General features: G+C 71.0%; 11 protein-coding genes. 4 read left to right on the top strand and 7 right to left on the bottom strand.

Annotated elements, in window-relative coordinates; translation table 11 throughout:
* Window positions 1–43 precede the first annotated feature (43 nt).
* The 7 genes from ACFYW7_RS31370 to ACFYW7_RS31340 all read right to left on the bottom strand — a co-directional run bounded on the left by ACFYW7_RS31370 (window position 44) and on the right by ACFYW7_RS31340 (window position 7,558).
* Complete coding sequence (locus ACFYW7_RS31370) at window positions 44–1,264, bottom strand: RNA polymerase sigma factor (RefSeq protein ID WP_389508600.1); 1,221 nt, start codon at window positions 1,262–1,264, stop codon at window positions 44–46.
* Window positions 1,265–1,461: 197 nt separating this feature from the next.
* Entirely contained in the window at window positions 1,462–1,818 is a 357-nt protein-coding gene (locus ACFYW7_RS31365; protein WP_389508510.1) for a YciI family protein, read from the bottom strand.
* 136 nt (window positions 1,819–1,954) lie between these two features.
* A complete protein-coding gene (locus ACFYW7_RS31360) occupies window positions 1,955–2,533 on the bottom strand; it encodes a Uma2 family endonuclease (protein ID WP_389508508.1) in 579 nt (192 codons plus the stop codon).
* Between the two features lie 59 nt (window positions 2,534–2,592).
* A complete protein-coding gene (locus tag ACFYW7_RS31355) occupies window positions 2,593–3,459 on the bottom strand; it encodes a hypothetical protein (protein ID WP_389508506.1) in 867 nt (288 codons plus the stop codon).
* Between the two features lie 262 nt (window positions 3,460–3,721).
* Window positions 3,722–4,801 carry an LCP family protein gene (locus ACFYW7_RS31350; protein WP_389508505.1) on the bottom strand — a complete coding sequence of 360 codons (1,080 nt, stop codon included), beginning with the start codon at window positions 4,799–4,801 and terminating at the stop codon, window positions 3,722–3,724.
* 161 nt (window positions 4,802–4,962) lie between these two features.
* Window positions 4,963–6,342, bottom strand: coding sequence for an endo-1,4-beta-xylanase (locus ACFYW7_RS31345; RefSeq protein ID WP_389508503.1), 1,380 nt, complete (start codon window positions 6,340–6,342; stop codon window positions 4,963–4,965).
* Between the two features lie 187 nt (window positions 6,343–6,529).
* Complete coding sequence (locus tag ACFYW7_RS31340) at window positions 6,530–7,558, bottom strand: LacI family DNA-binding transcriptional regulator (protein ID WP_389508501.1); 1,029 nt, start codon at window positions 7,556–7,558, stop codon at window positions 6,530–6,532.
* 138 nt (window positions 7,559–7,696) lie between these two features.
* On the opposite strand from ACFYW7_RS31340, the gene ACFYW7_RS31335 reads away from it, so the two are divergent.
* From ACFYW7_RS31335 to ACFYW7_RS31320, 4 genes are read left to right on the top strand one after another with little or no spacing between them, the layout of a single operon-like run.
* A complete protein-coding gene (locus ACFYW7_RS31335) occupies window positions 7,697–9,004 on the top strand; it encodes an ABC transporter substrate-binding protein (RefSeq protein ID WP_389508499.1) in 1,308 nt (435 codons plus the stop codon).
* Entirely contained in the window at window positions 9,001–9,915 is a 915-nt protein-coding gene (locus ACFYW7_RS31330) for a carbohydrate ABC transporter permease (protein ID WP_389508496.1), read from the top strand. The genes ACFYW7_RS31335 and ACFYW7_RS31330 overlap by 4 nt, the downstream gene beginning before the upstream one ends.
* 4 nt (window positions 9,916–9,919) lie before the next feature.
* Window positions 9,920–10,819, top strand: a complete 900-nt coding sequence (locus ACFYW7_RS31325; RefSeq protein ID WP_389508493.1) for a carbohydrate ABC transporter permease — start codon at window positions 9,920–9,922, stop codon at window positions 10,817–10,819.
* Between the two features lie 52 nt (window positions 10,820–10,871).
* Window positions 10,872–13,178 (top strand): glycoside hydrolase family 3 N-terminal domain-containing protein, encoded by a 2,307-nt coding sequence (locus ACFYW7_RS31320; protein WP_389508491.1) that lies wholly within the window; start codon window positions 10,872–10,874, stop codon window positions 13,176–13,178.
* The last annotated feature ends 12 nt before the right edge of the window (window positions 13,179–13,190 follow it).

The following is a 13,190-nucleotide window of genomic DNA, read 5'->3' as shown; positions in this document are numbered from 1 at the left end:
CAGAGTTACGAGAGCGCTTCCCACCGGGCCGCTGAACGGCGGGTCAGCGGCACTCGCGCGCCCGTGCCGTCAGCAGCTCCCGCTCCCGCTCGTTGCGCGCCAGCGAGGCCGCCCGCTCGAACTCCGCACGGGCCTCGGGCGTACGCCCCAGCCGTGCGAGCAGGTCACCGCGCACGCTGGGCAGCAGGTGGTAGTCGCGCAGGGCGGGTTCGCCGACGAGGGCGTCCACGATCTCCAGGGCGGGGCCGGGCCCTTCCGTCATCGAGACGGCCACGGCGCGGTTCAGCTCGACCACCGGGGACGGTGTGCGGGCCGCCAGCAGGCCGTACAGGGTGGCGATCCGCGGCCAGTCCGTGTCCTCGTAGGTGTAGGCCTGCGCGTGGCAGGCGGCGATGGCGGCCTGGAGGACGTACGGCCCCGGGCCGCCGACGGCGACGGCGCCCGCCCGGTCCAGCGCGGTGAAGCCCCGGCGGATGAGCATCCGGTTCCAGCGGCGGCGGTTCTGGTCCTTGAGCAGGACGGGCTCGCCGCCGGGTCCGGTACGGGCCGCCGCCCGGGACTCCTGGAGTTCCAGCAACGCGGCGAGGGCGTGCACCTCGGGTTCCTTGGGCATCAGCTCGGCGAGCACCCGGGCCAGCCGGAGCGCGTCCTCGCACAGTCCCGGACGGAGCAGGTCGTCGCCGGCCGTGGCCGCGTACCCCTCGTTGAAGACGAGGTAGATGACCTCCAGGACGGATCCGAGCCGGGCCTCGCGCTCGGGACCGTAGGGGACCTCGAAGGCGACGCCCTTCGTCGCGAGTGTCCGCTTGGCCCGCACGATGCGCTGGGCGACGGTCGCCTCGGGGACGAGGAAGGCGCGGGCGATCTCGGGGGTCGTCAGGCCGCCGAGCAGCCGCAGGGTGAGCGCGATGCGGGCCTCGGCGGACAGCACGGGGTGGCAGGCGGTGAACACCAGGCGGAGCAGGTCGTCGTCGATGTCGTCCGGGTCGGCGGGTTCGTCGAGGTGGTGGGGCGCCGACTGCGAGAGGTCCCGCCCGACCTCCGTGAGCTTGCGCGCGTAGCGCTCCCGACGGCGTACGAGGTCGATCGCCCGGTGCTTGGCCGTGGCCGTCAGCCAGGCGCCCGGGTTGTCCGGAACCCCGTCCCGGGGCCACTGCTCCAGCGCCGCGACCAGGGCGTCCTGGGCGAGTTCCTCGGCGATGCCGACGTCACGGACGATACGGGCGACGGCCGCGATGACGCGGGGCGACTCGATCCGGAAGATGGTCTCGACGACCGCGTCGACACCACCGGCGGAGACCGGACCGGCACCGCTGCCGGGGGCCGCGTCGGCGGCACCGGCGGGTGCCGTGTCCACTCCGTCGGCGGGTGCCGGATCGACGCCACCGGCGGGTGCCGGGATGGGCTGTTGTTCCACGCCCTCCATCAGACACCCGCGGCGGCCCCGGGCCAAGGAGCGGCTCAGCCCTCGGCGATCTCCCGCACCTCGCAGGTCACCGTCCAGTGCTCCTCGTGCACCTTCAGGAAGCGCTTGGTCCACTCCAGTGCCTCGGCCATGTCCTTGCACTGCATGATCGCGTAGCCGCCGACGACCTCTTTGGACTCGGTGAAGGGGCCGTCGGTGACGGACAGCTCCCCGCCCGACCAGTGCACGCGCTTGCCCTGCGCGGTGGAGGTGAGGCCCTGGGTGTCGAGCATGACGCCGGCCTTGGTGATCTCCTCCATCAGCTCGCCCATCCGCCGCATCAGTTCGGGGCTGGGGCCTTCGGCGGGGGCGGTGCGCTCGTCGATCTGGACCAGGGAAAGGTAGCGGGGCATGGTGGCTCCTCGTGTCTGTGGCACCTCGGGGCGGGGCTTCTTCCCGCCTCTCACCCGTGCGTCGAACGGGAGCCGCCGGTTTTCGACACGGTCCCCGGAATTCTTCGGATTCTTTTCCCCGGCGAGGCGGGACGGGTCAGTCGGCGAAGTCCTTGAGCTTCTGCGTGTCCAGCGTGAACCCGACCGGATCGGGCAGCTCGATCACCGCGCCGAACGCCCGAGTGGTGAGCGAGCGGTAGACACCGCCCTCGGGGTCGCCGTGCACGGTGACACTGTCCGTATCCCGGTCGATCAGGAGGTACACGGGGATGCCGGCGGCCGCGTATCCGTCGGGCTTCTCGATCCGGTCACGCCGGTCGGCGTCCCGGTCGTGCGAGGTGACCTCGACGACCATCAGAACACCCGCGGGCTCGGACCACTCGCCCTTTCCGGCGAAATACTCCTCGGGCGCCAGCGCACCGTCCGGCCGGGCGCGCCCCTTGCGATACGCCTGGATCTGGAGACCTTGCTCCGGAAAGAGGAAGAGTTCGGGGCGGTGCTGCATGCAGTGCTTGAGGAGCCAGGCGACGATCTGAGCGTGGTTGCCGTCCGGCATGGGCTTGACCCCGATCTTTCCGTTCAGGAATTCCAGCCGCGCCGACTCGGGCGCGTGACGAGCGAGCTCCTCGAACTCCTCGACGAGCATCTGGGGCCGGTCGGACGTGCTGGGGGTCATTGCGTCGCCTCCTCCCGTCCATCCTGCCCCGGTCACGGGCGGACCGTGCTGCGAGGTCGTCATGTGCCTGCGCCTTTCTCCGTCATCGCTCCGCGGGTCCCGCTCCTCAGGGCGGCGCGCAGCCGCCCGGCGTGGGCGCGCACCTCGTCGGCCGCGAGGGCGGGTTGCCCGCCCCAGCAGCCTCCGCACAGCCCGCCCCGCAGCTCCACACCGTCCCCGCCCGGCTTCCCGCACGCCGTGCACACCACCTCGTACCGGGGCGCCGGTGGCTGCGGCTCGGGCAGCGGGGGCAGTTTGGCGAGGAGCCGGGCGCGTACGAAGCCGTACGCGTGCGCCACGGGCTCCGGGAGCCCCGCCGTCAACGCCTGGACGAGTTGTGGCTCACCCGCGCCCCGCGCGAACCACTCGGCGGCCGGCTCCTCCAGTGCCGCGCACTCCCCCGCCGACAGCGTCAGCCGGGCGTCGATCCGGCCGAGCCGGGCCAGCACGCTGTAGGCGGTCGATCGCGCCGCCGCTGCCACGGGCCGCTCGGTCACCGGCGTCTCCCCGGCGAGGAGGGCGTTCCACCAGGTGTCGTCGCGAGCGGTGCGCGAGAAGAAGGTGTGCCAGACCCAGCGGGGGCAGCCGTCGACGGTGACGGGGCGTCGTACGCGGCGCAGATGACCCGCCGCCGAGAGGTTCTTGAGGGCGGTGGAGAGGGCGCACTGGCCGTACGGGAGGTGCTTGGCCAGGGTCTTGATCGAGAGGTCGGACTCGTCGGCGAGCCGGTCGATGTACGTCGCGATCGAGGCCTCGCGGGTGGACAGATGCGCGAAGTCGCGACCCGTGCGAGGGGTTTGGTCGGGCGCCGACCGTTTTCCGTAGCCCGGATTGGCGAGGGGATGGGCGGAGGGGCGCGGGGCAGCACTAAGCTGGCTTACAGCCATGGATCGAGCCTCTTTCGCTCTGTTGGCTAGACCCCCGCGTGGTGCTCCTAACACCCGTGGGGGTCGATGCGTTTCGAGGCGCACGCTATACGGACGCCACGCAACGCCGCCACCCGATCACGAAAAGTCATATCCCCTGGCCCGGACGGCACTTCGGCCGTCGGCAAGGGAGGGAGGGTGGGTTGAGCCTCCCACCCGATCCATACAAAAGAGGCTCGAATCCCGGGCCCCGAAGCTCAAGTCCCCGGAGCCGCGTCCTCGTTCATTTGAGCGATGCCCAAAGATCGCTCGCCTCCGGCTCGTTCGCGATCACCCGGTTGTGGTCCGAGGGCGCCGTCACCACCGGCATCATCACGGTCTCGACCTCGTCGGAGGAGAGGGACTTCAGGCTCTGGCCGAGTTTCGTCAGTTCGCCGAGCGAGTCCAGACCGGTGTCCGTCGTCAGACTGCCGGTCACCGCGTTCGCGACCTTGTAGAGCTTGGCCGGGTCGGTGAGCAGGTCGGTGGCGGCGATCTGCTCCAGCAGGGCCTTGACCAGCTTCTGCTGGAGGCCGATGCGGCCGAGGTCGCTGCCGTCGCCCACACCGTGCCGGGTGCGGGCCAGGGCCAGGGCCTGCTCGCCGTTCAGATGGTGGGTGCCCGCGACGAGGTGCAGACGGCTCTTGTCGTCGTCGATGTCCTGGTCGGTGGTGACGGTGACCCCGCCGAGGGCGTTCACCAGCTTCGCGAAGCCCGAGAAGTCGATCTCGATGTAGTGGTCCATCCGGACGTCCGTGACCGACTCGACCGTCTTCACCGCGCACACCGGACCGCCCACCGAGTAGGCGCTGTTGAACATCGCGCTGTACGCCGGTGCCGTCGAACTCCCGGACGCCAGCGGGCAGGACGGGCGGGTGACCAGCGTGTCCCGCGGGATGCTGACGACCGTGGCCGTGGTGCGGCCCGCGTCGATGTGCACGACCATCGCCGTGTCGGAGCGCGCGCCGGAGCTGTCTCCCCCGCCGAGCTTCGCGTTCGCCTCGCCGCTGCGCGAGTCCGAGCCCAGGACCAGGATGTTCAGAGCGCCACTGGGCAGCGGGGCGGCGGTGGCAGAAGCCGGGGCGGAGGCCGTGGCCGACGGTGTCACCACCGCCCTCGCCGGGCGGTCGTCGCCGAGCGCACTGTTGATGTCGACGCTTCGGATGTTCTGGTTCAGATGCCAGTACGCCCAGCCCGCCGCGCCGGCCCCCACCACCAACAGCCCCGCCAGGGTGAGGCCGACGGCCTTCAGCGTCCTCGGCCGCCGGCCCCGCTGTCTGTTCTCGTCGCCGTTCTCGTCGCCGCTCTCGTCATGTCCGGTCACGGACAGGAACGTAAGTCCGAAATATTAGGGGACTGTTAGGGAAAGAGGCGCGGGACGGTTTTCTTCGGAGAATCTCATCCTTCTCAGCCCGGACTCGGCGCCGAGTCGGGCCGGGACCGGGCGTGCGGTCGGCCGGGACCCGGCCCCGACTCGGCGCCGGTTCAGCCCAGCGTCACCGTGGGGGCCGGATTGCTGCCGCTCCAGGAGGCGTTGAACCCGAAGGTCACCGAACCGCCGTCCGGGACCGTCCCGTTGTACGAGGCGTTCGCGCAACTCACGACCGTGCCGGTCTGGGTGCAGGTCGCGTTCCAGGCCTGGGTGATCCGCTGCCCCGCGCCGTACGTCCAGTTCACCTTCCACGACGCCAGCGCGGCCCCCGAGCACGCGATGCGCACCTGCCCGGTGAAGCCCGTGTTCCACTGGCTCTGGACGCTGTACGTCGCCGTGCACGCGCCCGTGGGCGGTGGGGTCGAGGTCCCGCCGAGCGAGGTCGCGATCGCGTTGTAGGCCGGTTTGGGCGCGTAGTTCTCGTCGTACGGTGTCGCCGCGCCGTAGCCCGAGAAGACGTCCGGGATCCAGGAGTCGGAGTCGGTGAAGCCCCAGACGGTCACGCCGTGGCAGCGGGTTACGGCGACGCAGGCGTCGAAGACCGCCTTGTAGTCGGCGGCCTGCTGGGCCAGTTTCGCGCTGTCGGAGGGGAGTTGCATCCGGATGTCCAGCTCGGTGATCGCGACGTCCACGCCGAGGTCGGCGAAGCGCTGGATGTTCTGCTGGAGCGTGCCGGGGACCTGGCCGACGATGAGATGGGCCTGGAGGCCGACGCCGTCGATCGGGACGCCGCGTTCCTTGAGGGACTTGACCAGGTTGTAGAGGGCGGTGCTCTTCGCGTTGACGCCCTCGACGTTGTAGTCGTTGATGTAGAGCTTGGCGCTCGGGTCGGCGGCGTGCGCCCAGGTCAGCGCCTGGGCGATGTAGTCCGTGCCGAGGCCGTTGTACCAGAGGGTCGAGCGGTAGGTGCCGTCCTCGTTGAAGGGCTCGTTGACGACGTCCCAGGCCGCCAGCTTGCTTTTGTAGCGGGTCACTTCGGTGGTGATGTGGTTCTGGAGCAGGCCGCTCAGCTCGGCGGTCGTCCAGGTGCCGTTCGTGAGCCAGCTCGGGTTCTGGCTGTGCCAGACCAGGGTGTGACCGCGTACCTGCTGGTGGTGGGCCTGCGCGAAGGCGACGATCTGGTCGGCCTCGGCCCAGTTGAAGCTGCCCCGGGTGGGCTCGACGCTGCCCCATTTCATGGCGTTGCCCGGCGTCAGCGAGTTGAACTGGGCGCCGGCGATGTCGCCGTACGTCCCCGTCAGCTTGGAACCGGTGACGGCGGTGCCGATGACCTTGCCCTTGGCGGCCGCGAGGTCGCGCAGCGGGGTGTCGGCGGCGTGCGCCGTCGTGCCGGCCGCCAGCAGGGCGGCCACCGTCAGGGCTCCGGTGAACAGGGCAGCGACGCGGCAGCGTAAGGACCTGGTTCGGGAGGAACTGGTTCGGGAGGTTCTCATGGCGGGTGCCTCCGAAAGTTTCGGTCGTACAACCGATTGACTTCGCAGGAGTGTGGAGGGGGATGCCCCACCCGTCAACACCGTCCCCGCGCCAACTTCCGGCAAGCTCCGGCACCTTGGCCCCACGACCGACTCGGGCCCCCGGCCGCACCCTTCACCCTCCCGCCCGCACCCGGCGCCGGGCCGCTCACGCCGGAGGCGCCCCCGTGCTGCTGCGGACCACCAGGCTCGTCGCCAGTTCCATCCGCGTCCCGGCCGACGGCCTCTCCTGGCGGCTCAGGTCGAGCACCAGCTTCGCCGCCGCCTCGGCCATCTCCGTCAGCGGCTGCCGTACGGTCGTCAGCGGCGGCCCCACCCAGCGCGCCACCGGCAGATCGTCGAAGCCCACGACGCTCAGGTCCTCGGGGATGCGCAGCCCGAGCTCGCGGGCCGCCTCGTAGAGGCCGAGCGCCTGGAGGTCGTTGCCGGCGAAGACGGCCGTCGGCCGGTCGGGGCGGCGCAGCAGGTCGAGGCCGATCCGGTGGCCGGCCTCGTGGTGGAAGTCCCCGGCGACGATCAGCGAGGGGTCGACGGGCAGCCCTGCCGTCTCCAGCGCCGCACGGTAGCCGTCGACCCGCGCCCGGCTGCACATCATCCGGGACGGCCCGCTGATGGCGCCGATCCGGGTGTGGCCGAGCTCGACGAGGTGGCGGGTGGCGGCGAGGCCGCCCTGCCAGTTGGTGGCGCCGATGGAGGGCACGTCGACGCCCGGGTCGCCCGCCGGGTCCATCACCACGAACGGGATGGACCTGCTGGTCAGCAGGGCGCGCTGGGAGTCGTCGAGACCCGAGAGGACGAGGACCACGCCGTGCGGGCGGCGGGCGGCGACCTGGTCGGCCCAGGTCCGGCCGGGGGTGAGCCGCCCGGCGGACTCGGAGAGCACCACACTGAGCCCGGCCTCCCGGGCGACGTTCTCCACGCCCCGGATGACCTCCATCGCCCAGGCGCTCTCCAGCTCGTGGAAGACCAGGTCGATCAGCGGCGAGCGGGAAGCCTCGGCCCGGCGGCGCCGGTAGCCGTACGCGTGCAGCAGCTCCTCGACGCGGGAGCGGGTCGCGGGGGCGACGTCGGCGCGACCGTTGAGGACTTTCGAAACAGTCGGAGCCGAGACGCCGGCCTCCCGAGCGATCTCGGCCAGCGTCGCCGTCTGTGGTTCTGCGGACTTCCCAGGCTTCATGGCGGCGATCGTATCTCTGCGCCACCCCTTGACGGGCCCATCAGATCGTCTTACGTTCCCGGAACATTCGAAAAATGACTCGAAACATTCGCGATGGATCATCGGCGATCCTTCGCGCTTACCGAGAGGTGCCGTCCTATGGAGTCCTACAGCAGACGTTGGTTCCTCGGCGCGGGCACGGCCGCCCTGGCCTCTGTCGGCGGGCTCACCGCCTGCGGCTCCGGCAGCGGCTCGGGCGGCGACGAGACGCTCACCGCGTTCGTCTACGGGGACGACGCGGCGAAGATCCAGGTCAAGTCCGTCAACCGGTTCAACGCCTCGGCCGCCGCGAAGAAGGCCAAGGGCACGATCAAGCTGCAGAAGGTGCCCGCCACCGACTACCCGGCCAAGCTGCGCACGGCGATGGGCTCGCCCAACGCCCCCGACGTGTTCTTCAACTGGGGCGGCGGCTCCATCAAGGCCTACCGGGAGGCCGGCCAGCTGCTCGACCTGACCGACGTCATCGCGTCCGACCCGGTGCTCAAGAGCGGCTTCCTGCCGTCGGTGCTGACGGCGGGCGGACTGGACGGCAAGAGCTACGGCGTGCCGATGCGCGGCATGCAGCCCGTGATCCTCTTCTACAACAAGACGGTCTTCGAGGAGCACAAGCTCCAGCCGCCCACCACCTGGGACCAGTTGCTGGAGATCAACAAGAAGCTGAAGAAGGCGAACATCACCCCGTTCGCCCTGGGCGGCGCGGACATCTGGCCCGAACTCATGTGGCTGGAGTACCTGGTCGACCGGATCGGCGGCCCCCAGGTCTTCGAGAAGATCAAGAACGGTGACGCCTCGGCCTGGGGCGACCCGGCCGTCCTCAAGGCCGCCCAGACGGTCAAGGAGCTGATCGACGACGGCGCCTTCGGCAAGGGCTACAGCTCGGTCGGGTACGGCAACGGCGGCGCTCCCGCGGTCTTCGCCAAGGGCAAGGCGGCGATGCACCTGATGGGTTCGTGGGAGTACTCCACGCAGCTCGGCAAGTTCCCCGACTTCGCCAAGAAGAACCTGGGCTGGTGCGCCTTCCCGCAGATCGAGGGCGGCGCCGGCGACATCCGCAACGTGGTCGGCAACCCGACCAACTACTGGTCGGTGAACGCCCGCACCTCCAACAAGGACGCGGCGATCGCCTTCCTGCGGGACTCCGCCTCCCTGGCGTACACGAAGGAACTCATCGCCAACGGTGACGTCCCGGCCACCTCGAACGCGGCGACCCTCCTGGACGCCTCGCCGAACCCGGAGTTCGCCAAGTTCCAGTACCAGATGGTGCAGAAGGCCCCGGCGTTCACGCTGAGCTGGGACCAGGCGGTCGACCCGAACGTGGCGACCCCGATGCTCACCGAGGTCAACAAGCTGTTCGTGGGCAAGTCCTCGCCGACGCAGTTCGTGGCGGCGCTCAAGGAGCTGAAGTGAGCGTCACGCAGGTCAAGGGCGGCCCGCACGACGACGCGGGCCGCCCCCGCTCCGCCCGGCGGGGCAGGGCCGGCCGCCCGAGCGCGGCACTGGCCGTTCCCGGTGTGCTGTTCTTCGCGTTCTTCGCCATCGCCCCGATGGTCCTGGCCTTCTATCTGTCGTTCACCAAGTGGAACGGCCTGGGCGACCCCGAGCCGGTCGGTCTGGCCAACTGGCGCAAGCTGCTGAGCGACGACCGACTGACCCAGTCGTTGACGGTCACCGTCTCACTGACCGTGGTGAGCTGGGCGTTCCAGACGGTGATCTCGCTCCTGCTGGGAGTGTGGGCGGCGGGCAGACAGCGCAACCGCGCGGTGCTCTCGGCGATCTTCTTCGTACCGTTCCTGCTGTCGTCGACGGCGATCTCACTGCTGTTCTACGCGCTCCTCGACCCGAACTTCGGCATCATCCACCGGGACACCCTCGGCACGACGAGCGGCGCGTTCCTCGCGATCGTGTTCGTCGGCGGCTGGCAGTTCATCCCGTTCCACACCCTGATCTACCAGGGCGGGGCACGGCAGATCCCCGAGGTGCTCTACCAGGCCGCGGCGATCGACGGGGCCGGACGCCTGCGCCAGTTCTTCTCGATCACCCTGCCGCAGCTCCGCAACACCGCGACGACGTCGAGCGTGCTGATGATCGTCGGTTCGCTGACCTACTTCGAGACCGTCCTGATCCTCACCCAGGGCGGTCCGGGCACCGACACGGCGATCCTGCCGTACCTGATGTACCAGGCCGGCTTCAAGAGCTACGACTTCGGCTACGCGAGCGCCGTCGCCTCGTTCCTGGTGCTCGCGGCGACCGCGCTGTCCCTGCTGATGGTGAAGCTGTCCGGCTTCGGCGCGATGCGCAGTACCAGGGAAGGGATGTGACGTCATGTCACACGACACTTTGCCCCGTCCCGTGAAGACGGACTCCGCCCCGACGGCCGAGCGGCCCGCGCGCCGCCGCAGGCACTGGGCCAGGCGCGCCAACCCGCTCGCCGGCGCCGGCTCGCTGATCTGGCTGGCCGTCGTGATCATCCCGATCTACGCGATGTTCTCGGCCTCGCTCACCCACCAGGACGAGGCGCTGGGCCACAACGCCCTGAAGCCGCCGTCCCATCCGACCCTGGACAACTACAACACCGTCCTGCACAACGGCTTCGGCCACCTGCTGTGGAACACCGTGCTGGCGGCGGCCGGCGTCGTCCTGATCGTCCTGGTGCTGTGCGTCCCGCTGTCCTACGTGGCCGTACGGACCCGCAGCGTCTGGTCGGGGGCCGCGTTCCGGCTGTTCCTGCTGGGCGTGGCGATCCCCGCGCAGGCCGTCGTGGTGCCCCTCTATCTGATGATCGCCAAGCTGAACCTCTACGACAGCCTGCTCGCGATCGTCCTGCCGACCGCCGCGTTCGCCATGCCGGTGTCGGTGCTGGTCCTCACCGGCACCCTGCGGGACATCTCGGAGGAGATGTACGAGGCGATGGCGCTGGACGGCGCGTCCACCACCCGGATGCTGTTCCAGCTCGTCATCCCGATGTCCAAGGGCGGCATCAGCACCGTCGTCATCTACGCGGCGCTCCAGGCCTGGAACGGCTTCCTCTTCCCGCTGATCTTCACCCAGTCCGACGGGCCACGGGTGCTGACCCTCGGCCTGTTCAACTACGTGAGCGAGTTCGGCGTGAACATCCCCGCGATCCTCGCCTCCGTCGTCCTCTCCGGTGTCCCGATCTTCATCGTGTACCTGGTGGCCCGCCGCGCGCTGGTCGGCGGCCTCATGGGTGTGGGCGGCAAGTGAACGTGTACGACCAGGGGCGGTCGACCCCCCCCCTTTCCCCGACAGGAGTTCCATGACCACCGCTCCCTGGCGCGACCCCGCCCTGCCCGCCGCGACCCGCGTCGACGACCTGCTCTCCCGGATGACCCCGGAGGAGAAGACCGCCCAGCTCTACGGCGTGTGGGTGGGCGCCGCCACGGACGGCGACGGAGTCGCCCCGCTCCAGAGCGAGATGTCCTCCTCGTACGACTGGGACGAGCTGATCACCCGTGGCCTCGGCCAGCTCACCCGCTCCTTCGGCACCGCCCCCGTGGACCCGGTGCTGGGCGCGCAGGCCCTGGCCCGCGCCCAGCGCCGGATCGCCGAGGCGGGTCGCTTCGGCATCCCCGCCGTCGCCCACGAGGAGTGCCTGGCGGGCTTCACGGCCTGGCGGGCGACGGCGTACCCGGTCCCGCTGGCCTGGGGCGCCGCCTTCGACCCGGAGCTGGTGGAGGAGCTGGGCCGGCGCATCGGCGACGACCTGCGCTCGGTCGGTGTCCACCAGGGCCTCGCCCCGGTCCTGGACGTGGTCCGCGACCTGCGCTGGGGCCGGGTGGAGGAGACGATCGGCGAGGACCCGTACCTGGTCGCCACCGTCGCCACCGCCTATGTACGGGGCCTGGAGTCGGCCGGGATCGTGGCCACGCTCAAGCACTTCGCCGGGTACGCGGCCTCGGCCGGCGCCCGGAACCTGGCGCCGGTGCGGGCGGGTGTACGCGAACTCTCCGACATCACGCTGCCGCCGTTCGAGATGGCGCTGCGCGAGGGCGGCGCCCGTTCGGTGATGGCCGCCTACAACGACATCGACGGCGTCCCGGCGTCGGCCGACCCGTATCTGCTGACCGAGCTGCTGCGCGAGAAGTGGGGCTTCACCGGCACGGTGGTCTCGGACTACTTCGGCGTCGGCTTCCTCCAGAGCCTGCACCGGGTGGCCGGCAGCGAGGCCGAGGCGGCGCACAGGGCGCTGGAGGCCGGCATCGATGTCGAACTGCCCACGCTGAAGTGCTACGGCGAGCCGCTGGTGGCCGCCGTCCGCGAGGGCACCGTCCCCGAGTCGCTGATCGACCGGGCGGCCCGCCGGGTGCTGCTCCAGAAGTGCGAACTCGGACTGCTGGACGAGGACTGGCGGCCGGAGACCGGCCGCCGGGTCGACCTGGACTCCGCGGGCAACCGGGCGCTCGCCCGCAAGCTCGCCGAGGAGTCGGTGGTCCTGCTGGACAACGCGGACGGGGTGCTGCCGCTGGCCCCGGACACCCGGATCGCGGTGGTCGGCCCGCGCGCGGACGACCCCCTGGCCATGCTCGGCTGCTACTCGTTCCCCTCGCACGTGCTCACGCACCACCCCGAGGTGCCCACCGGTGTGGACATCCCGACCGTGCTCGAAGCGCTGCGCGCCGAACTGCCGGACGCCAAGGTGACGTTCGCGCGGGGCTGCGGGGTCACGGAGCCGGACCGCTCCGGTTTCGAGGAGGCGGTGGCACGGGCCACCGAGGCCGACGTGTGCGTGGCGGTGCTCGGTGACCGGGCCGGACTCTTCGGCCGGGGCACCTCCGGCGAGGGCTGCGACGTCGCCGACCTCGGCCTGCCGGGCGTGCAGGGCGAGCTGCTCGACGCCCTGGTCGCCACGGGGGTCCCGGTGGTCCTGGTGCTGCTCACCGGCCGCCCCTACGCGCTGGGCCGCTGGCAGGAGCGTCTCGGCGGCGTGGTCCAGGCGTTCTTCCCGGGCGAGGAGGGCGGCCCCGCCCTGGCGGGCGTGCTGTCCGGCCGGGTCGGCCCGTCGGGCCGACTGCCGGTGAGCGTGCCGCGCGACCCGGGCGGCCAGCCGTGGACCTACCTCCAGCCGCCGCTGGGCCTGAAGGGCGAGGTCAGCAACCTGGACCCGACACCGCTGTACCCGTTCGGCCACGGCCGCTCGTACACGTCGTTCGACTGGGAGGCGGCCGAGGTGCCCGAGGCGGAGATCGGCACCGACGGCTCGTACGACGTGTCGGTGACCGTCCGCAACACCGGTGGGCGCGCGGGCGCCGAGGTCGTCCAGCTCTACCTGCACGACCCGGTGGCCTCGGTGACCCGCCCGGACGTGCGGCTGATCGGCTACCGGCGCCTGGAGGTGGCGCCGGGCGAGGCCCGCCGGGTGACCTTCCGCTTTCACGCGGACCTCTCGGCGTTCACCGACCGCACCGGCACCCGGATCGTCGAACCGGGCGCCCTGGAACTGCGGCTCGGCGCCTCCAGCGCGGACGTGCGCCGCACGGTCCGGCTGAACCTGGCGGGTCCGGTGCGGCGGTTGGGCACGGACCGGCGCATGCGCTGCGAGACCGAGGTCGCGCGGGTGTCCTGACCCGGCGGAGGG

The organism is Streptomyces sp. NPDC002580, from assembly GCF_042889485.1.
Taxonomy (GTDB): Bacteria; Actinomycetota; Actinomycetes; order Streptomycetales; family Streptomycetaceae; genus Streptomyces.
This window is presented reverse-complemented; position numbering and strand designations above follow the sequence as displayed.

What these genes read in the sequence shown, in the direction of transcription:
- ACFYW7_RS31365 (WP_389508510.1), bottom strand. Translation starts at nt 1,818, where the DNA reads ATGCCCCGCTACCTTTCCCTGGTCCAGATCGACGAGCGCACCGCCCCC.
- ACFYW7_RS31360 (WP_389508508.1), bottom strand. Translation starts at nt 2,533, where the DNA reads ATGACCCCCAGCACGTCCGACCGGCCCCAGATGCTCGTCGAGGAGTTC.
- ACFYW7_RS31355 (WP_389508506.1), bottom strand. Translation starts at nt 3,459, where the DNA reads ATGGCTGTAAGCCAGCTTAGTGCTGCCCCGCGCCCCTCCGCCCATCCC.
- ACFYW7_RS31345 (WP_389508503.1), bottom strand. Translation starts at nt 6,342, where the DNA reads ATGAGAACCTCCCGAACCAGTTCCTCCCGAACCAGGTCCTTACGCTGC.
- ACFYW7_RS31340 (WP_389508501.1), bottom strand. Translation starts at nt 7,558, where the DNA reads ATGAAGCCTGGGAAGTCCGCAGAACCACAGACGGCGACGCTGGCCGAG.
- ACFYW7_RS31335 (WP_389508499.1), top strand. Translation starts at nt 7,697, where the DNA reads ATGGAGTCCTACAGCAGACGTTGGTTCCTCGGCGCGGGCACGGCCGCC.
- ACFYW7_RS31325 (WP_389508493.1), top strand. Translation starts at nt 9,920, where the DNA reads ATGTCACACGACACTTTGCCCCGTCCCGTGAAGACGGACTCCGCCCCG.
- ACFYW7_RS31320 (WP_389508491.1), top strand. Translation starts at nt 10,872, where the DNA reads ATGACCACCGCTCCCTGGCGCGACCCCGCCCTGCCCGCCGCGACCCGC.